Genomic DNA, 19,861 nt, shown 5'->3' with positions numbered 1-19,861 from the left:
GTACGGGGAGCTATGCGGATTCTGTAAGATTTAAGCCAATGGTCGTCTTTTAAATTAGTAGGGGGATGAGGAAATGACTAATAGTAGTAAAGTGAAAGAAGAGCATAATCAGGAATTATGTCATCCCGTCGATAGGGAAATTTGCTCAGCTTCACCCATGCCGATGCTTGTGATCAATAAAGAGTTGAAAATCGTTTATGCCAACCCCGAAGCATATGAAACCCTGGAGACTAATGATGAGAATGTTGTAGGAAAGCTCTTCAGCTCATTTTTTTCTTCAGTGCCCGCTCCTATCGTGGCCCATTACAAGGAAGTGATGGAAACGGGAAAGACAATGGAAGACGAAACCCTGATGAATGTAAATGAGAAAAAGATCATTCACGTCGAACTTTTACTGAAAAAATCGACCATTTCACCTAATGCTTATTTATACTTTAAGGATGTAACGGAGCTGAAGGAGAAGGAACGTAAAGATCATTTAAATGTCCATTTACTATCGAACATTTTCCAGAATGCATCAGAGGGGATCGTCTTATTCGACATCAATGGGAATATCAATGATGTGAATCATGCATTCAGTTTGCAGGTGGGCCTCGATAAGGATGAAATCACCAAGAGGAATATCAGTTCCTTCATTCCTGAGAATGCTCATTACAAGGTTGATAAAATCAAAGAACTGATTTCACAAAATAAAAAAGCCCGTGGTGAAATTCCGATCAAGAAATCACAAAGTATTTCCATCGTGGAATTTACGACAAGTCCATACGTCCATCATAAGCTCCATATGGCCATTCTTAGGGATGTAACGGAAAAAAGGCAGATGGAGATCCAACTGAAACGAAATGAAGAATTGTTCAAAGGATTATTTGAAGAAGCGATTGACGCCATTGTTCTATGGGATCAGGACGGAAGGGTCCTTAAAGCGAATTCTTCAGCACTGAAAATATTCGAATGCACTCTTTCTGAGCTCCTCTCAAAAAAAATCAGGGATTTCGTTTATCCTTTGGAAAGCCAGAAGTTTGATTTGGTCATGGAACAATTATATAGAAGCGGGGCTGTAAGGGATGAGGTATTGTTTCTCATGCCGAACAATCAGCTGAAACATTTGGAATTCACTTCAAAGCTTCATTCCGTGGATGGTTATAATATGACCATATTCCGTAATGTCAGTGAACGATATCAAATGGAGAAAGAGCTGCGGGAGAGTGAGGAGAGGTTCCGGAAGATATTCGAAGGTTCATTGGACGGATTGCTTCTGACCAATCACAATTATGTCGTCGTTGATGCGAATCCTGAAGTGAGTAACATCATTAAATTGGATAAAGATCAACTCATTGGTAAAGATGTACGGGAAATATTGAATATCGAGCCGGGTGAAGAAGCCTATGACGATTATCTGCACCAATTGAAGGAGGAAGGTCAGGCGACTTTTTTAAAAACGCTGACATCTTCCAGGGACAGGGTTCAATACGTTGAATTATCATCGAAATATAATTTGCTCTCTAACTTGAATTTAACCATCATCCGGGACATTACCGATCAAATTGAGATGCAGGAACAACTAAGGAAATCTGACACGTTAAGTGTGGTAGGGGAGCTTGCTGCGGGGATTGCTCATGAGATCAGAAACCCGATGACTGCATTGAAAGGATTCATTCAGCTCCTTGAAAACAGCGTTGGCAAAGATCATGAGATGTACTTTAATGTGATCACTTCTGAATTCCAGCGTATTGAGTCAATCATCACGGAGTTCCTTGTATTGGCCAAACCTCAGGCAATCCAATACCAGGAGACGAATTTAATCAGAATCATGAAGGATACCGTGGAATTATTGAGTGCGCAGGCAGTCATGCATAACGTTCAGTATGAGGAAAGATATCAGGGTGACCTTCCGACCATAGTAGCTGAACCCAACCAATTAAAACAGGTATTCATTAATGTCATAAAGAATGCGATTGAAGTCATGTCAGGTGGAGGGGTGATTTCCATCAGCATCGGGGAGACAGAAGACGGGTTGATTCATATCGAGATTAAAGACCAGGGAGGCGGAATCTCCAAGGATAAAATCAAGAAGCTCGGCGAACCTTTTTATACAACGAAAGAAAGAGGGACTGGACTTGGGCTTATGGTAAGCTTTAAGATTATTAAAGAACATAAAGGCAGCGTTCAGGTTGAGAGCATAGTTGGAGAGGGTACCGTTTTCCATATTTATCTGCCTAAATCATAAAGGAGTCCTGTATTATGACCACTCATACGATTGTTATCGACAGTCCCATCGGGAATTTGAAGCTTATGGCCGATCCGACACAATTGCTTTCTGTGCAGTTTGTTGAGGAAGAAGCTCACATCGAAACGGATCATCCCATTTTGATAAGGGCCAAGGAACAGATCCTGGAGTTTTTTAAGGGTGATAGAAGAGCATTTGATCTCCCTTTGAAAATCGAAGGGACCGAGTTTCAAAAGGAAGTATGGAATATCCTTCAGGAAATACCTTATGGGGAAACCTGGTCATACCAGGATGTAGCACAAGCCATCCAAAGACCGAAAGCGGTTCGGGCTGTGGGACAGGCGAATAAAGCCAACCGTTTTCCCGTCATTATCCCTTGCCACCGTGTCATCGGGAAAAATAAGACACTCACCGGTTATGCAGGGGTGCAAATAGACAAAAAAGAAACGTTACTTTCATTAGAAAGGTAATAGGAACAGGCATTTTCCATGAGGGAAATGCCTGTTTTTTTGGTGCTTTTGACACGAAAATAACATGTGGGGGAAAATTCTGAAAATACACATTGATAATTTCTCCTTTTTAGATTATTATCTAATTAGATTAAGGTCGAAGTAGATAGGAGGGGAAATGATGCAATTAAGTAAGCAGATAGCGTTCCATAAAACAATGGGGGATCCGACCCGCATCAAGATTGTGTATTTATTGGCAGAAGAGAGTTTGCACGTGGGAGCCATAGCCGGAAAGCTGGGACTTACTGCGCCAACGATATCCCACCATTTAACGAAACTGAAAGAGTGCAATCTTGTTTATTCACGGAGAGAGAAGAACACGGTTTACTACTATTTGAATAAAAAAGTATTAAGTCATCACGGGGATGTTCTTCACAGGTTTGCGCAAGAAGAGAAAGGGGAGAGGACGATGTCAGAGAAGTTAGTGAAAGAAAAAGAGAAGGTAAAGAATAATTTTCTGGAGAAAAATGGACGGATCAAAAGTATTCCCGCCCAACAAAAGAAAAAATTATTCATTCTTGAACATCTCGTGGAAGGTCTGAAGGTGGGTGAAAAGTATAAGGAAAAAGAGGTGAATGAATACATTCAACAATTCCATGACGACTTTGCCACCTTAAGGAGAGAGTTCATCATCCATCAGTTCATGTATCGGGAAAATGGCATTTATGAAGTGAATCCGAAGGAAATGTGGGCATCGACTAAACTATCAGATTAAAAGGAAAGAGAAGGATGAATTCCTTCTCTTTCGGCGTTATGGTATGTTTATGGTCCCTTGAATGCTTTCTTCAAAATTCGGATACAGCACGCCGTTTTCTGTGATGATGCCGGTGATCAACTCATGCGAAGTCACATCAAAAGCGGGATTATAAACCGGGACATTTTCAGGTGCGATCACAGAGCCTGCCATCCTTGTGATTTCGTCCGGTGCCCTTTCTTCAATCGGGATATCATCACCGGTTCTTGAGGTGAGATCGAAAGTCGAAGAAGGGGCAGCCACATAAAATGGAATATGATAATGATGACATAGGATTGCAAGCATGGACGTACCGATTTTGTTCGCGGTATCCCCGTTTGCAGATATGCGGTCGGCCCCTACGATCACCGCCTCCACGCCCTTCTGCTTTATAGTATGAGCCGCCATGCTGTCAGTGATTAGGGTCACGTCTACACCTGATTGCTGAAGCTCCCAGGCAGTGAGGCGTGCGCCTTGAAGGACCGGGCGTGTTTCACATGCGTATACTTGAAACCCAATTCCCCTTTCCCTTCCTAAATGAAAAGGAGCCAGTGCCGTTCCATATTTACTCGTAGCAATGGATCCTGCATTACAGATCGTCATAATTTTCCTCTTGTCATCCAATACATCCAATGCGTATTCACCGATCAACCTGCACCCTTCCTCATCCTCAGCATGAATCTGAATGGCAGAATGAAGCAGGTTGGTTTTGGCTTCATTAACGGATTGTGCAAGGGCAAGAACTTGTTCCAAACGATTCAATGCCCAGACCAGATTGACTGCCGTCGGCCTCGAGTCTGCGAGGTATTCTTTATCCCTTCTGAAAAGGTCTTTGAATTCTGTCAGATTGTCTGTTTCATAAAGGCAGGCAGCATGAGCCAATCCATAGGCAGCCGTGATCCCGATTGCCGGGGCACCCCTCACTTTAAGCGAAACGATAGCCTCGTAATAATCTGTAATGGTTGTAAGCGTTAGATATTCCACGGTATTCGGCAGCTTTTGTTGATTAAGAATCAGTAAATGATCTTCATGCCACTCGAGTGAAGTTGGAATGGTTGGTGTATGTGTCATGAGTATCTCCTTTAATTATTCAGAATATGATCGAACTAAATTCAGAAGCTCTTCAATGGAATGAATGTGTTTCCGATTAACTATCAGTTTTTTTCCAAGGTTCAGGCATGCCCGTTTGGCCTTTAATCTTTGGTCTTTGTCTTCAATGCTCTCGAGGTCATCCACATGTGCAAGACCAATCGTCCTTCTTATGCACTCGCATCCTGCAAAACCGATGCTGTCCTGAAAGCTCTTCTCCAGTACATACTCAAGGTACCCATTCACCTTTGTATAGGCGTCTCCACTTTCCTTCCAATGTCTGGAGAACGTAGTAGAGAAGACGATCCAAGTATTTTCGATATGATGGAGGATGGATTCCTTATCATGGGGTTTAGAGATCACTTGGAAAATAAGGTTCGCAATAAACTGACCGATATCGAAACCGATTGGTCCATAGAATGCAAACTCCGGGTCAATGACTTTTGTATGCTTCTCATCTACAAAGATACTGCCCGTATGGAGGTCTCCATGAAGCAGGGCTTCCCCTTCGGTAAGAAAACTCTTTTTGAGCTTTGCGACCTCGAGCTTTACATTGAAATCTTCCCATAATTGTTGTACATCCCCGGATAATTCCTCCTCAAACTCATTCGTTTCACTGTTGAAAAAAGGATCCGTGAATACTAGGTCCTCTGTGATTTTGCACAGCTCAGGATTTGAAAATTCCTTCACATACTCCTTTTTCTTAAATGGATGAAGGGCATAATCAGATGTGAAGTATAATGTGTTTGCAAGAAATGTACCAATGTCATCCGATAACCTGGGGTACTTATTCCCATTGATCAGGCCGGCACGTGCGATTGTGAGGTTGCTTAGATCCTCCATCACTGTGACGGCAAGGGATGGATCAGAATGATACACTTCCGGGACGAGGTCACCTACAAATGATCGCTGAAGGTGCAGTGCACCCGCTTCAATTCTTGCCCGTTCGATCGTAAGTGGCCAGCTTTCCCCTACAACCTTTGCATAGGGGAGGGCTTGTTTGATGATAATTCCTTTCCCTGTATCCCTTTCCACTACATGAAAAACCAGATTCAAGTTCCCATCCCCGATTTCTTCACAAGTTAAAAGTGAGCCATCTTCAAAGATCCCTAAATGAACGGCCATAGCGATGGCCGACTGTTCCGTCAATGGTTGATACGTATCGAGTTTAGTGATTGCCATTTTCGTTCCTCCTTTTAGTGCACCCTTATGAAAGAAAGGGCGTTAGGGAGGCTTTTCTGTTGCATAAGAAAAGCCTCTTTCCATGTTCGAAAGAGGCTTGAAGAGTCATCTTCTTCGCCTCTTATCTCCCAGAAAGATTATCTTTCTGTTGGAATTAGCACCGTGCCTTGCTGGATTGATCATCCGGCGCATTCTGCGCCCCGTTTAATAACGGTATTATGGTCGGTTGCTGGGCTTCATAGGGCCAAATCCCTCAGCCAGCTCTTGATAAGAGTTGCGTAAGCTATTAAATTAAAATTCTGAATGTTCATTTGAATTGAATGGTATCATTGAAGTATTTTCCATGTCAACGGTTTTTTTAGTATTCTAATAAAATTCGGGTCTCCGATCTTGAAAGACAGGAATTTGTTTGCGGACTTTTTCTACTTCCTGTAAATTGATTTCAGCAGAGACCAGCTGTTCACTTTGAGTTCCTTTTGCAAGTATTTTTCCCCATGGGTCGATGATAAGGGATGAGCCGCCGAATTCATTGGCAGGGTCACTCCCAACACGGTTACATGCAATGACAAAACATTGATTTTCAATTGCACGTGAGGTTAAGAGAGTCTGCCAGTGATCAATTCTCGCTGCCGGCCATTCGGCAACCACAAATACTATCTTTGCTCCCATCATGACATGTTTCCTGAACCATTCAGGAAAGCGTATATCGTAACAAATGAGTCCTGCCATCATGGTACCATCAAGAGAAAATGCCCCGTCTTCATGTCCAGGAAGTAAATAATGATGCTCATTCATTAGTTTGAATAAGTGAAGCTTAGAATACCGTTTCACCAACCCGCCATTAGCATCCGCCACCAGAAGTGTATTTCTTACCCCATCTTTTGATTTATTGGCAACAGAACCACCTACGATGTGAATGGAATACTTTTTTGAAAGGGAAGTCAGGAAGGATGAAGAATCCTCGGCTTCTTCATCTGCGATCTCCTCTATCCGTGTAAGATCATAACCTGTCGTCCACAGCTCGGGAAGAACGACGGTACCGCACCCCTCTTCCTTTGCTTTTTTGACCCACTTTTCCACTTTCACCTTGTTATCTTCAGGTTTTCCAAACACAATATCCATCTGGGCGAGACCAACCTTTTGAATCATTACCTTCACCTCGTTTTATGTACTTTTTGTCAATTATTCCTTTACATTCTTTATGTTCCGTTATATCATTTGTGACTAGAATTTGAAAGTAATTAATTTTCAAAAAAATGAGTGGGTGAATGTATGAAAAACTTTGAAAGAGCAAAACGATTGGATTTACTACCACAACAATTTTTTGCTTCCCTGGCAGGAACCGTGAATGCTGTTGTGAATGAGGGGTATGACGTCATTAATTTGGGGCAGGGAAATCCGGATCAGCCTACCCCTCCACATATTGTGGAAAAATTAACAGAAGCAGCTCAATCTCCATCCAATCATAAATATCCACCATTTCGTGGCTTAACGAGCTTTAAAGAGGCAATTGCAGCCTTCTATTTATGCGAATACGGTGTGGAGATAGATCCCGAAACCGAAGTAGCGGTCCTATTCGGAGGAAAGGCCGGGTTAGTGGAGATCCCTCAATGTTTATTGAACCCCGGGGATGGAGTACTAGTGCCTGATCCCGGTTATCCGGATTATGTATCCGGGGTCGCATTGGCAGAAGCCAATATGATCAAGATGCCGTTGAAAGAGGAAAATGGGTTTCTCCCGGACTATCGGGTGCATTCCCGTGAAGAATTGGAAAGGGCGAAATTGATGTTCATCAACTATCCCAATAATCCAACCGGTGCAACCGCGACAAAATCCTTTTTTGAGGAAACGGTGAAACTTGCGTCAAAGCATGATATTTGTGTAGTGCATGACTTTGCTTATGGGGCGATCGGTTTCGATGGACAGAAGCCTGTGAGTTTTCTTGAGACGGATGGTGCAAAGGATGTGGGAATTGAGATCTATACATTATCGAAGACTTATAATATGGCGGGCTGGAGAGTAGGTTTTGCCGTTGGGAATAAGAGTGTCATTGAAGCGATCAATCTCCTCCAGGATCACCTTTACGTAAGCCTGTTCGGAGCGATTCAAGAAGCAGCCACTACCGCTTTACTTAGTTCGCAGGATTGCGTAAGGGAACTGGTTGCAACATATGAAGAGCGAAGACAGCTGCTCATCTCGGGACTCCAGGGTATAGGATGGGATGTGAAAGCTCCACAAGGTTCCTTCTTTGCCTGGCTTAAGGTGCCTGAAGGGTTCACATCTGTTGAGTTCTCAACTTATTTACTTGAAAAAATCCAGGTGGCCGTTGCACCGGGTGTAGGCTTTGGTGAATGTGGAGAAGGATATGTACGTGTTGGTCTTTTAACCACAAATGATCGGATAAAAGAGGCGATTTCTCGTATAGAAAGTTTAGAATTGTTTCACAAAAGGGATTGACAACTGTTGAAATTGGTGCAATAATCCAACTGAATTAATTGAATGAAATTCTTATCAAGAGCAGGCGGAGGGACCAGCCCGATGAAGCCCGGCAACCGACTTATTTAAGCACGGTGCTAATTCTTGCAGTTGTACAGCTGACAGATAAGAAAGAGTGACGAATGTAAACCTCTTCTTATTTGGAAGAGGTTTTTTTGTTTGACGGCAAGATGAAATCAGGAGAAGGGCTTTTACATAGGGAGGTAATACGAATGAGTGAAGTGATAGCAACGTATCAACTAAAGGGAAAGAGTGGTTCATTCGGGAAAAAGGCAGAAGGGATTGCTTTGGGACTAACGGTCGGGTCATGGACGGACTTGCCGCTTCTTGAGCAGGAACAATTGAGAAAGTACAAGGGAAGAGTCGTTTCAGTGGAAGACTGGGAGGACGATGATGGTTCCAGGGCTGAGGTGAAGATCGGGTATCCCGGTCATAATTATTCCAATGATATCCCGGCTATCCTTACAACGGTGTTCGGTAAGCTTTCCCTCGATGGTGAAGTGAAATTACTGGATCTGGATTTTTCAGAAGACTTGAAAAAGTCATATCCCGGTCCACGTTATGGGATTGAAGGCATCAGAGAATTAACAGGGGTTTATGAAAGACCGCTGTTAATGAGTATTTTTAAAGGAGTGATCGGCAGGGATCTCACTTTCCTTGAAAATCAGCTAAGAGCTCAGGCCCTCGGCGGAGTCAATGTAGTTAAAGATGATGAAATATTATTTGATAATTCCCTGACTCCCTTTTATGAAAGAGTGAGATTAGGAAAAAAAGTGCTGGACGGCGTATTTGAGGAAACAGGTAAGAGAACATTGTATGCCGTAAATCTGACAGGGAAAACTTCACAATTACGGGACAAAGCAAGGAAAGCCAGTGAGTTTGGAGCCGATGCTCTTTTATTCAATGTATTTTCATACGGTCTCGATGTTCTGCAGGAATTGAGAGAGGACCCTGAGATTTCATTGCCTATCATGGCTCATCCAGCATTTGCCGGGGCTGCTGCTGCATCTCCCCAATATGGTGTGAGTTACTCTTTATGGTTGGGGAAATTATTGCGAATGGCCGGGGCTGATTTTTCACTATTCCCATCTCCGTATGGAAGTGTCGCACTAGAGAAAAGCAATGTTCTATCCATAAGCCGTGAATTAACGAAGGATGACGCTCATTTGAAGAAAACATTGCCGGTACCATCGGCGGGAATTCACCCGGCGCTTGTCCCCCTTTTGGTGAAGGATTTCGGTACAGATTGTGTCATTAATGCCGGAGGAGGCATTCACGGTCACCCGGACGGTGCAATTGGAGGAGGAAGGGCATTCGTTCAAGCGATCGATGCTGTATTAAACGGCACGTCACTCCGTGAGGCAGCCAAAACCCATGAAGAACTGGAGAAAGCCCTGTCCCTATGGGGAGGGGAGGTAAAGGTGTAATGAGTCATCCGGTGATATTCTGTGATTTTGATGGGACGATCACAGAAACAGATAATATCATTTCATTGATGAAAGCATTTGCTCCACCAGAATGGGAACCTATTAAAGATGATATTTTAAATCAATCAATCTCGATCAAAGAAGGTGTAAGCAAGATGTTTTCACTTATTCCTTCTTCACAGAAAGACGATATGATTCAATATCTGGTGGAAACAGCGGTTATACGTGAAGGGTTTAAGGAATTTGTAGACTATACAAAAATTAATGAGATTCCTTTGTATATCGTTAGTGGGGGAATGGACTTCTTTGTTCATCCGTTACTAAAAGAATTTGAGCCTTTTAAGGCGGTTTATTGTAACGAAGCGAGCTTTAACGATTCCACCATAACGATTCATTGGCCATATCCATGTGATGTGCAGTGTGAAAATAAGGGATGTGGATGCTGTAAGCCTGCCATCATGAGGGCTTTATCATTAGAAAATCATGAGGTGATTGTAATTGGGGACTCTGTCACAGATATCGAGATGGCGAAGCTTGGTGATACAGTACTCGCAAGGGACTATTTGGCACGTGCTTGTGAAGAAAAGGGAATCCCGTATCATCCTTTTGAATCATTTCACGATTGCATAAAAGTGATAGAAAAAGGAGTGACAATATGAAGTCATATCAATCCGAATGGGAAGAGCTCGCTGATATCAAAAGAGAATTAGCAGACAGGGACTGGTTTATGGGAACAAGCGGAAACCTGGCGATACGTGTGGGATCATCGCCTGTATCTTTCCTGGTTACGGCAAGTGGAAAGGATAAGCGAAAGCACACGAAAGAAGATTTTCTCCTCGTGAATGCACATGGTGAGGCGATGGAGGAAACAGGGTTGCGTCCATCTGCCGAAACACTGCTCCATAGTCACATATTCAACGAGAGTTCAGCAGGATGCAGCTTACATGTCCATACTGTTGCCAATAATGTGATCAGTGAACTGTATGGAGATGAGGGTGTCATCACATTCAGAAACCAGGAACTGATTAAAGCATGGGATAAATGGGGTGAACATGATTCCCTGTCGATTCCCATCATTCATAATCATGCACATATCCCAACCTTAGCGGATACCTTCCACCCATACATTCAAGAAGATAAAGGGGCCGTACTCATTCGTAATCATGGAATTACCGTTTGGGGCCGTACAGCTTTTGAAGCTAAGAAACTATTGGAAGCTTGTGAGTTTCTGTTCCAATACCAACTCACTGTATTATCATTAACAACTACAAAATCCATTCCTAAGGGAGGAGTGAAATTATGACAACAATTAATATTCAGGGGATAAATCAGATCATTGATCATCAGGAAGATGTAGTAAAGTATTTAAATGAACAAGGGGTAATCTATGAACATTGGAATATTGAAAAGCTGGACGAATCACTAAGGGACAGATACGCTTTAACCGAAGATGATAAAGAGGCAATTCTTTCAACGTTTAAAGAAGAGATAGAAGATATTTCAGCACGCAGGGGATATCAGGCCCGGGATGTGATCTCCCTTTCCGACAGCACACCAAATCTTGAAGAGCTATTAAAGAATTTCCAACAGGAACACCATCATACAGATGATGAAGTACGCTTTATAGTAAATGGACATGGCGTGTTTGTCATTCAAGGAAGGGACGGGGATTTCTTTGAGGTACACCTGAATCCGGGGGACTTAATTTCCGTTCCTGAAAACATCCGCCACTATTTCACCTTAAGCGATGATAAGAAAGTAGTCGCAGTCCGCATTTTCGTCACCCAGGAAGGCTGGGTACCAATCTATTGATCATCTATCAGGATAGACAAAGAGACGTTTCTTTTTGTCTATCCTTTTATTTTTGCAGGATGCGTTTGTGGCGAAAAATGTCTAATTCAGCAATAATACTAGTTATTTTGTCTTGTTTTGCGAATCTATTTACTTTTCTGATAATACTTGCGATAATGCTCAAGTAATGATTTTACTTTAAAAAGACTAGGAGCTAAAAAAAGGAGTTTAGTAGAAATGGGTCGTTTATTTAAACAGAAGTGGCTTTTATTGAAAATCAACCACAAGCGCTCGGAAATGGTATCAATGGGAGTAAACTTAGGATTATGTGCTGAGGAGACAATCAAATGCAGCCAGCAATTGGATCAGCTGTTGAACGACTATGAAAAGTGCATAAATAATAGTGAATCTCAGTCATTGCATGAATCATCAAGCGAATTAGGGCAATACATTAAGAGTTTATTGAAACGCACTGCTTCTTGACCACTCACCAGGAAATCCCTCATCATTCAGGTATATGAGAAAAAGAATCTCCGTTCAATTCCACATTCACATCACTTTAACAAAACTGATTTGTCGTTATTTCAAAAGCAAAGGACGGTTCGCCAAACACGGGCCGTCCTTTGCTTTTTACTCCGGCAGAAAGTCTCTGACAGTTGACAATGACCGGATATATTTGTATAATATTTTGAAACTGAGATATATTCTTTAAAGGAATGAATGCTATGACCGAGAAACAAAATACAAAACAGTCTTTGAAACTTTTTATAGTCCTATCCAGAGCTTTTAAAGCTTTAAACGAAGAGATAAATAAGAACATTCAAGAAAATGGGTTGAACCCGACTGAATTTGCCGTACTTGAGCTTCTCTATCATAAGGGAGACCAGCCTTTGCAGCAAATTGGAGGGAAGATCCTGTTAGCTTCAGGAAGCATCACTTACGTAGTCGATAAGCTTGAAAAAAAGGGGTATCTTAAACGTGTTGCCTGTCCAAAGGATCGTCGGGTGACATACGCCCAGATTACTGAAAATGGAAGAGGGTTGATCGATGATATTTTCCCTAACCATGAGAACCGAATACACGAATTGATGTCTGCACTGTCTCCCGACGAAAAAGAAGAAACCATTCAAATGTTAAAAAAGCTTGGACTATCCATTAAAGATCTGTCCTATTAGGCCCTATGATGTTGCCCTGTCTATTATAGACGGGGCTTTTATTTTGAGGAGATTTTAATGAAATCGATCCCTATCTTAACAGGAGATTCCGGCTTTGAAGTCGAATACCTATAATCGGGATGAATTTAAGAGGAGGCACAAAGCATGAAGTTTGAAGATTATACATATGAAAGACCAAATCTGGAAGAGATTAAGCCGGCATTCGAAAAGGTACTCCAGAAATTCAAAGAAGCTTCAGACGTTTCAGAACAGGTGGAAGCGATCAAGGAAATCAATGACATTCGACTTACCATCGACACCATGCAGAATATTTGCTATATAAGGCATTCCATCGATACAAATGATGCCTTTTACAAAGAAGAGCAGGAGTATATCGATGAAATGATGCCTGAGGTTTCAGGCATGGTGACAGAATATTATCGGGAACTGGTGAACTCCCCATATCGTAAGGAACTGGAAGATAAGTGGGGTAAGCAGTTATTTTCTCTAGCAGAGAGTGAAATCAAGACGTTCTCCCCGGAAATTATCACTCTGCTTCAAAAAGAAAATAAGCTTTCTTCCCAATATACGAAACTGATGGCTTCTGCCAAGATCCCTTTTGAAGGCGAAGAGAGAACATTGGCCCAAATGGGTCCCTTTACACAATCCGTAAATCGCGGTACAAGGAAAGAAGCGGCCTTTGCCACCGTCTCTTTCTTTGAAGAAAATCAGGAAGAATTAGACCGTTTATTCGATGAGTTAGTTAAAGTCCGGCATACGATTGCGACGACGTTAGGATATAAGAACTTTGTTGAGTTGGGTTATTATCGCATGACGAGAACGGATTATACACCAGATATGGTAAAGGCATTCCGTGATCAGGTGAAGGAGCATATCGTTCCTCTTTCTACAGAGCTGAAAGAAAGACAGGGGAAGCGGATCGGAATCGACTCCATGAAATTTTATGATGAAGGATTTAAATTCACATCCGGCAACGCATCCCCTAAAGGAGACCCTCAGTGGATCATTGACAATGGTAAGAAAATGTATGAAGAGTTGTCACCTGAGACAAAGGAATTCTTTGACTTCATGATTGAACGCAATCTCATGGATTTAGAAGCGAAGAAGGGGAAAGCCGGAGGTGGATATTGTACATATATTGCAGGGTATGAAGCACCCTATATCTTCTCGAACTTCAATGGAACGTCTGGCGATATCGATGTATTGACACACGAAGCGGGCCACGCTTTCCAAGTATATTCAAGCCGTGGTTTCGATATTCCGGAATACATTTGGCCAACGTACGAAGCGTGTGAGATCCATTCCATGAGCATGGAATTTTTCACATGGCCATGGATGAATTATTTCTTTAAGGAAGATACGGATAAGTATCAATTCTCCCATTTGAGTGAGGCATTGCAATTTCTCCCGTACGGTGTAGCGGTCGATGAATTCCAGCATTTTGTGTATGAGAATCCGGAAGCCACACCTGCTGAACGGAACGCAGCATGGAGAAAGATCGAGGAAGAGTATCTGCCACACAAAGACTATGATGGGGTTTCGTATTTAGAAAATGGAGGGTTCTGGCAGCGCCAATCCCATATTTACAATTCCCCATTCTACTATATTGATTATACGTTAGCTCAAATCTGTGCTTTTCAATTTTGGAAGAAAATGAATGAGGATCGTGAAAGGGCATGGAGTGACTATGTTGCCCTTTGTAAACTGGGTGGCAGCCGTTCATTCACAGCACTGGTGGAAGCGGCCCATCTAGACTCCCCTTTCCAGGAGGGAACGGTCGAAAAAGTAATCGAACCAATCAGGCAGTGGTTAAATGGAATCGATGATACAAACCTATAAATGAAACTGGGCAGCCGTATTTTATGCGGTTGCTTTTTTTTCGTTTAATTAAAGAATTATGTTCTTTTGCTTCTGATTTTCCATGCTTGTACATAAGGTGAAGTAGAAGGTGTCAGGGGTGATGGGATGAAAAAGATGGCTGGATCGTTTCAAATAGCAGCAGTATATGTAGGTACTGTCATAGGAGCCGGCTTTGCAACGGGAAGGGAAATTGTCGAGTTTTTCACCCGATTTGGTTTTGTCGGGTTTATTGCCATATTACTTAGTGGATACTTATTTATTACGATGGGAACCAAGATCATGCTCAAATCCCATGATATTAAAGCGAAGTCTTTCGAGGAATTCAATGAATATTTATTTGGCAAATGGTTTTCAAAGATCATGAATATCGTCATGATGATCATGCTGATCGGAGTTTCAGCCGTCATGCTTTCAGGGGCCGGGGCAGTCTTTCAGGAGCAGCTCCTATTATCCAAACAGTTAGGCATATTATTGACCATCGCATTGGGTTTTTTCACGATGATGGTAGGTATTAAGGGCTTATTTGCTGTGAATACGTTTGTCGTTCCTCTTATGATTGTCTTCAATTTGTTCCTGATGGTGTATTCTGTTCGCCATGCGGATTTTTTGGATGCCTTCCTGATGATCCCTCATGCGGAAGATGGATGGAAATCGGTCGTGGCTCCATTTTCATATGTTGCCTTCAATTTAGCCATGGCACAGGCTGTTCTCGTTCCAGTTGCAGGAGAAGTGAAAGATCGGGAAATCATTAAATATGGGGGATATCTTGGCGGATTTTTTCTCACACTCATATTGATCTCCAGTCATATCACGCTCGTTATGATTCCAAACGTAACCCAGTATCAGATTCCCATGGCCGTAGTGATGAAGTCATTTGTATCGGGCTTCTACTTTATTTATATCCTCATTATTTATGGTGAGATTTTCACTTCTGTCATCGGGGGGGTATTCGGGCTCGAAAAACAGCTGGCAAGTTATTGGAAGGGCTCACCCCTATTGACTTTTACCGGTATCTTCATGATGATTTATTCTTTGAGCTTCTTTGAGTACAGCGAACTCCTATCCTATTTGTACCCTCTATTTGGATATATGAGTTTGTTATTCATTATTCTTCTCTGGATGAAGCCGAATAAATAATGTTCAAAAAGAGTAAAAAGTGAGTCTGCTGCTCATGTTAATAGAGAATAAATAATCAAAAGGAGTGGCAAACATGACGCAGTCCAAACACGAAAAAGAAAGACAGTGGAATGTAAGAAAAGAGGAGCAGCATCCTCACGGTAAAGTTTCTTCGTTCAAGGAGCTTTCAGAAGGAAAGAAAAATAAATAAAAGGAAAACGGATGCTAAAGGGCATCCGTTTTTTTACGTTATCATTCTTTATCGTGATGATAGGAGTCATCGGTTTTGTATTGCTCGGGAAAGTATTTATTTCGCACTTCATCTTTGTCCCACTCTTCTTTACCACAAGCTGCGGCCAATTCGTCAAGATGTCTCATAATGTACTGCATATCAAGGTCCTGCAGGCAGTCATAGTCGATGCCTTCAAGGATATAATTCTTGAATGTCCAGACAAGGCGCTTTGTTTCACCGTTGTTATTTTCACTAATCATTCTCAGTGAACGCAGGATTTCTGCAATGATGGATACATCTTGTTTACCGTAATGTCTTAATTGATAAAAGCTTTTATATAAATAATCAACAAAGGTTGGCTGTTCTAAAATGATTCGCAACTGATTTTCATCATCTGTCAAATATGAGCTTGGAAGCTTGTGTTTTGCGAGCTTTGAAAGAATGATCCCGATTTCTTCAATGCAGTTTTTGGCTGTATTAGGGTCGTTGATGGCAGGGGAAATGGCCCTTAAGGCTATTTCTACAAGCTTACGGATCCCGAGTTCAATGTCTTCCATCGGCTCTTTATCAGGTCCCAGTACAAGGTAGCCAAGGTAGTCTTCAGCATCAATATCTTCATTCACCGTCCAAATCGTCATCACAGGGGTTCCCTCAAGTAGGTATTCGCCAGGTGTCTTCACCATCCGGACGATACTCTTATCCTTCCCGGCTTTTTTGATCATCCCTTCAATATCTATCTGTTGTAGATAACCGGACGCTTCACTGAACACATTGATGGGTTCAGTTTCTTTAAAGAAAGACTCATTGAATGTGGATGGGTCCTCTTGAATGGCATTCCTTCTATAGAGGTAGCTATTGTCAATTTTATTATTCGTTTTAATGGTGATGTTATGGATTAAATTGCTCACCTTCACCCAATTGGAGACATGGTGCACGAAAAATACGAAGACAAATAAACAAATAACTGCCACTATGCCTGCAAAAGCTGAAGAGATATATAATTCCTGACCCGATTCATCATGGAGGAGGACCAGCAGGGTGATGCAATAAACCACACCTGACACAAAGATGGCAAGCACCCGCTGAGTAGGGCGATCATTGATGAAATTCTGTAAGGTCCTGGGTGAATACTGGGATAGAAATGTCGTGAGAACAACCATGATGGTTGAAAAGGTAATGGTCGTCATCGTCATGATCGATGATGCAATCGTACTGATGATGGTCATGGATAAGTTGAAATTAGAGAACAAAACCTTTGGGAAGATGGGGTAGTTATGCTGACTTAACCACCAATCAAAATAAAAGGTGACAAGAGAAAGAAGTAAAGAAATCAGTGAGAATAAAAATGGCACAAACCAAAAGCTTTTTTGCGCTTTATTCAATATATGTATATTCAGGTTCATAACAGGGTTCCACCTTACGGGACAGTATGCTATAAGAATAACCTCAAAGGCGTCACCGTAAACCTTTCTATGTTGTCTTACATCAAAAAAAGGAGGAGGGAGTCCTCCACCTCTTAGAATATATTTGTAGTATTTATGCCTCTACAATTTTATAGTTTTTGTGATTCACTACCGTCTTTTCTTCTAATTCAAGATCTCGATAATTCTTCATATAAGTTAAATCGACGATTACTGAATTTTCATTCACTTTCTCAACGATTCCTTTTAATCCTTCTCTAAATTCAATCACATTTCCAATTTCTGCTTTTTTCATCAAAAGCCGCTCCTTTTTGGCAAATTTCTACAAACAATTACTAATATTTTGACGTAAAGTCACGAAAAGGTAAAGAGTTTTCTAAAAATTCCATATAAAATTTATGACTTGAGCTCATTAGCCTTTTGAAACTACAATAGAAACAGTGAAGATGGAGGTTATGGATATGAGTGAAACAGAAATTCTTAAACAGTTGCAGTCATTGCGTGCAAGAGAAGTAGAGGAAATAATGGTATTGAAGGAAGATTTTCTTGCTTTCCGGTCTGTGCTGGTGAAACAGGATGATTTTAAACAATTCCGAGGGATAGCTAAACAAGGTGGGAATATCCTTTTTCAATATCTTGATACACCGCGAAGTTAAACGAAGTGGAGGAGATCATCCTCTGCTTTTTTTTGTTCATTTGCGGGCATTGGAGTCTTGCCGTATATGCTCATTATATGAACGGGTTTCCTCATTTAGTATAGAAGCATGAAAGATTGGTGGTAACCATTACCTGCTGAAATTCTCCCCATAGATTGTTATCTTATGGGGGAGCGCTATTTAGGAGGTAGAAATATGATTAAGAAAAGCTTTATTTTAGGAATTGCAGCACTTTCTTTTGTTACATTCTCTACTCAAACATTTGCTGCAGGGGACATGTACAATGTAGAAAAGGGTGAGTCCCTGTGGGATATCGGTAAAGAGAAATCTGTATCCGTCATTCAATTAAAGGAAGCAAATAATCTGAAATCCAATGAAATCCACCCAGGTCAAACAATCGAGATCCCTGACAATAATGTCACAAAAGAAGATCGGGAGTTGCTTGCAAAGCTTGTACATGCAGAAGCGAAAGGGGAGCCGTATGCAGGAAAAGTCGCAGTCGCAACCGTCGTACTAAATAGAGTGGATTCTACTGAATTTCCTGACACTATCAAAAATGTAATCTATCAGGTATCAAATGGGCACTTTGCTTTCTCACCTGTACAAAACGGACAAATCAACCAGGCGCCTTCACAGGAAGCAAGGGATGCTGTCCAGGAAGCCTTGGCATTCAGGGGGCAGGGGAAGGGCTCACTCTTTTTCTATAATCCAGTGACATCTACAAGTGACTGGATCACAAACAGGGAAACCTTGCTGACAATCGGAAAACACCGATTCGCAAAGTAAGAATAATCCTCAACAATAAATGAACTTTTGGGTATCTTTTTCTTTCCTCTATGTGGGATTAATAGTAAAATAGAGAAAAGAAAAAGAGGTGATGTTGATGAATGGGACTATTGTTGCTCGAATTGAGTTGGTAAGGTGGAAGATGATAGAGTCTGGCCTTCGTTTAGGGCTGAACAGTCCTACGACCATCCAACTGAGTAAAGAGCTGGATACCTTGATCAATATTCATCAGCGAAATGATACTAAAGAAACAACTCATCATAAAATGATCCAATAATTTAAAGGGTTAACCCTTGGAAATCTCTCCTATTTTAAAAAGAGAATTCCAATCGGGTTAACCCTTTTCTATTAAAGTAGATTGAACCTTCAGGGCTAAGGGTATCCTTCTATATAAACATTTGATGGGAGATGAAGAGAATGAAGAGCAAAATTGTATGTATCACAGGGGGAGCCAGTGGCATAGGGAAAAAACTGGTTGAAGAATTTGCCAGAAAGGGCGCCGTGGTTGAATTCATTGATAGGGACGGAGAAAAGGGGAGAGAACATTCTCATAGGCTTAATGCTGAGGGATATACGACACAATTCCATGAAGCAGATGTTGGTGTCCCCGAAGAGGTGAAAGTCGTCTTTAATAAAATAAAAGAAGATCATGGGGTGATTGACGTTTTGATTAATAATGCAGGTGTCTCCAGATTCATGTCATTCTGGGAGATGGAACCTGAGGATTGGAACAGCATTCTATCATCAAACTTAAGTAGCGTATTTTATTGCACCCGGGAAGCGGCACCATTAATGAAGGATCGAGGGGCGTGCATATTAAATATGGCCTCCACAAGGGCCGCTATGTCTGAACCTGATACTGAAGCCTATTCAGCGACAAAAGGAGGCATAGTAAGCCTCACTCATTCCCTGGCCATTACCTTAAGCGAAATGGGGATCCGCGTCAATTCCATCAGCCCGGGATGGATTCAAACGGAAGACTATGACTCCCTGAGAGACATCGACCATCGTCAGCACCCTTCCGGCAGGGTAGGGAAGCCTGAAGATATTGCGAGGGCATGCTTATTCCTTGCCCACCCCGATAATGATTTCATCACAGGCGAAAACATTGTCATAGATGGGGGGATGACAAGGAAAATGATTTATGAGCATTAATGGTAT

At 41.8% G+C, this 19,861-nt stretch carries 22 protein-coding genes and 2 riboswitches; of the genes, 17 read left to right on the top strand and 5 right to left on the bottom strand.

All coding sequences use genetic code 11. The features are described 5' to 3' along the window. Positions 1-73 precede the first annotated feature (73 nt). The 3 genes from AM506_RS01545 (at position 74) to AM506_RS01535 (ending at position 3,451) form a co-directional block, all read left to right on the top strand. Positions 74-2,227 (top strand): PAS domain S-box protein, encoded by a 2,154-nt coding sequence (locus tag AM506_RS01545; protein ID WP_060670115.1) that lies wholly within the window; start codon positions 74-76, stop codon positions 2,225-2,227. A 14-nt stretch (positions 2,228-2,241) separates the two neighbouring features. Next, on the top strand, positions 2,242-2,697 hold the full coding sequence (locus tag AM506_RS01540; protein ID WP_060670113.1) for a methylated-DNA--[protein]-cysteine S-methyltransferase: 456 nt from the start codon (positions 2,242-2,244) through the stop codon (positions 2,695-2,697). A 160-nt stretch (positions 2,698-2,857) separates the two neighbouring features. Beyond that, the gene (locus tag AM506_RS01535; protein ID WP_060670111.1) at positions 2,858-3,451 is read left to right on the top strand and encodes a metalloregulator ArsR/SmtB family transcription factor; all 594 of its coding nucleotides are present in this window, start codon (positions 2,858-2,860) and stop codon (positions 3,449-3,451) included. A gap of 36 nt (positions 3,452-3,487) precedes the next feature. Here AM506_RS01535 and mtnA read toward each other — a convergent pair whose 3' ends face one another. From mtnA to AM506_RS01520, 3 genes are all read right to left on the bottom strand, one after another. Further along, positions 3,488-4,540: an S-methyl-5-thioribose-1-phosphate isomerase gene (gene mtnA / locus AM506_RS01530; RefSeq protein WP_060670109.1), complete on the bottom strand. Its 1,053-nt coding sequence runs from the start codon at positions 4,538-4,540 to the stop codon at positions 3,488-3,490. Between the two features lie 15 nt (positions 4,541-4,555). Next, the gene (gene mtnK / locus AM506_RS01525) at positions 4,556-5,740 is read right to left on the bottom strand and encodes an S-methyl-5-thioribose kinase (protein ID WP_060670107.1); all 1,185 of its coding nucleotides are present in this window, start codon (positions 5,738-5,740) and stop codon (positions 4,556-4,558) included. 118 nt (positions 5,741-5,858) lie between these two features. After that, a riboswitch (SAM riboswitch) is annotated at positions 5,859-6,014 on the bottom strand. 92 nt (positions 6,015-6,106) lie between these two features. Beyond that, positions 6,107-6,889 (bottom strand): carbon-nitrogen family hydrolase, encoded by a 783-nt coding sequence (locus AM506_RS01520; protein WP_060670105.1) that lies wholly within the window; start codon positions 6,887-6,889, stop codon positions 6,107-6,109. 123 nt (positions 6,890-7,012) lie between these two features. Between AM506_RS01520 and AM506_RS01515 the strand changes: the two genes are divergently transcribed. From AM506_RS01515 to AM506_RS23050, 10 genes are all read left to right on the top strand, one after another. After that, the gene (locus AM506_RS01515; protein WP_060670103.1) at positions 7,013-8,197 is read left to right on the top strand and encodes a pyridoxal phosphate-dependent aminotransferase; all 1,185 of its coding nucleotides are present in this window, start codon (positions 7,013-7,015) and stop codon (positions 8,195-8,197) included. 48 nt (positions 8,198-8,245) lie between these two features. Then, a riboswitch (SAM riboswitch) is annotated at positions 8,246-8,348 on the top strand. A gap of 100 nt (positions 8,349-8,448) precedes the next feature. Then, entirely contained in the window at positions 8,449-9,663 is a 1,215-nt protein-coding gene (locus AM506_RS01510) for a 2,3-diketo-5-methylthiopentyl-1-phosphate enolase (RefSeq protein WP_060670101.1), read from the top strand. After that, positions 9,663-10,322, top strand: coding sequence for a 2-hydroxy-3-keto-5-methylthiopentenyl-1-phosphate phosphatase (locus AM506_RS01505; protein WP_060670099.1), 660 nt, complete (start codon positions 9,663-9,665; stop codon positions 10,320-10,322). Before AM506_RS01510 ends, AM506_RS01505 begins: the two co-directional genes overlap by 1 nt. Then, positions 10,319-10,966, top strand: coding sequence for a methylthioribulose 1-phosphate dehydratase (locus tag AM506_RS01500; protein ID WP_060670097.1), 648 nt, complete (start codon positions 10,319-10,321; stop codon positions 10,964-10,966). The genes AM506_RS01505 and AM506_RS01500 overlap by 4 nt, the downstream gene beginning before the upstream one ends. Continuing rightward, entirely contained in the window at positions 10,963-11,475 is a 513-nt protein-coding gene (locus tag AM506_RS01495; RefSeq protein WP_060670095.1) for a 1,2-dihydroxy-3-keto-5-methylthiopentene dioxygenase, read from the top strand. The genes AM506_RS01500 and AM506_RS01495 overlap by 4 nt, the downstream gene beginning before the upstream one ends. 216 nt (positions 11,476-11,691) lie before the next feature. Next, a complete protein-coding gene (locus AM506_RS01490) occupies positions 11,692-11,937 on the top strand; it encodes an aspartyl-phosphate phosphatase Spo0E family protein (RefSeq protein ID WP_060670094.1) in 246 nt (81 codons plus the stop codon). A 233-nt stretch (positions 11,938-12,170) separates the two neighbouring features. Then, positions 12,171-12,629, top strand: a complete 459-nt coding sequence (locus tag AM506_RS01485) for a MarR family winged helix-turn-helix transcriptional regulator (RefSeq protein WP_430340704.1) — start codon at positions 12,171-12,173, stop codon at positions 12,627-12,629. 144 nt (positions 12,630-12,773) lie between these two features. Then, positions 12,774-14,468 carry a M3 family oligoendopeptidase gene (locus AM506_RS01480; protein WP_060670090.1) on the top strand — a complete coding sequence of 565 codons (1,695 nt, stop codon included), beginning with the start codon at positions 12,774-12,776 and terminating at the stop codon, positions 14,466-14,468. 126 nt (positions 14,469-14,594) lie between these two features. After that, positions 14,595-15,626, top strand: a complete 1,032-nt coding sequence (locus AM506_RS01475; RefSeq protein WP_060670088.1) for a YkvI family membrane protein — start codon at positions 14,595-14,597, stop codon at positions 15,624-15,626. Positions 15,627-15,699: 73 nt separating this feature from the next. Continuing rightward, the gene (locus tag AM506_RS23050) at positions 15,700-15,816 is read left to right on the top strand and encodes a DUF6254 family protein (protein WP_235576018.1); all 117 of its coding nucleotides are present in this window, start codon (positions 15,700-15,702) and stop codon (positions 15,814-15,816) included. 41 nt (positions 15,817-15,857) lie between these two features. Here the strand turns inward: AM506_RS23050 and AM506_RS01470 are convergent, their stop codons facing one another. Further along, a complete protein-coding gene (locus tag AM506_RS01470) occupies positions 15,858-17,240 on the bottom strand; it encodes a DUF2254 domain-containing protein (RefSeq protein WP_060670086.1) in 1,383 nt (460 codons plus the stop codon). Between the two features lie 133 nt (positions 17,241-17,373). Further along, entirely contained in the window at positions 17,374-17,553 is a 180-nt protein-coding gene (locus AM506_RS01465; RefSeq protein WP_044337597.1) for a YkvS family protein, read from the bottom strand. A 166-nt stretch (positions 17,554-17,719) separates the two neighbouring features. On the opposite strand from AM506_RS01465, the gene AM506_RS01460 reads away from it, so the two are divergent. The 4 genes from AM506_RS01460 (at position 17,720) to AM506_RS01445 (ending at position 19,855) form a co-directional block, all read left to right on the top strand. Further along, a complete protein-coding gene (locus tag AM506_RS01460; protein ID WP_060670084.1) occupies positions 17,720-17,914 on the top strand; it encodes a hypothetical protein in 195 nt (64 codons plus the stop codon). A 195-nt stretch (positions 17,915-18,109) separates the two neighbouring features. Next, entirely contained in the window at positions 18,110-18,700 is a 591-nt protein-coding gene (locus AM506_RS01455) for a cell wall hydrolase (RefSeq protein ID WP_060670082.1), read from the top strand. Positions 18,701-18,797: 97 nt separating this feature from the next. Then, positions 18,798-18,977, top strand: coding sequence for an aspartyl-phosphate phosphatase Spo0E family protein (locus tag AM506_RS01450; RefSeq protein ID WP_060670080.1), 180 nt, complete (start codon positions 18,798-18,800; stop codon positions 18,975-18,977). A gap of 140 nt (positions 18,978-19,117) precedes the next feature. Continuing rightward, entirely contained in the window at positions 19,118-19,855 is a 738-nt protein-coding gene (locus AM506_RS01445) for an SDR family NAD(P)-dependent oxidoreductase (RefSeq protein ID WP_235576017.1), read from the top strand. The last annotated feature ends 6 nt before the right edge of the window (positions 19,856-19,861 follow it).

Source organism: Rossellomorea vietnamensis, assembly GCF_001305855.1.
GTDB classification, from domain to species: Bacteria; Bacillota; Bacilli; order Bacillales; family Bacillaceae_B; genus Rossellomorea; species Rossellomorea vietnamensis_A.
This window is presented reverse-complemented; position numbering and strand designations above follow the sequence as displayed.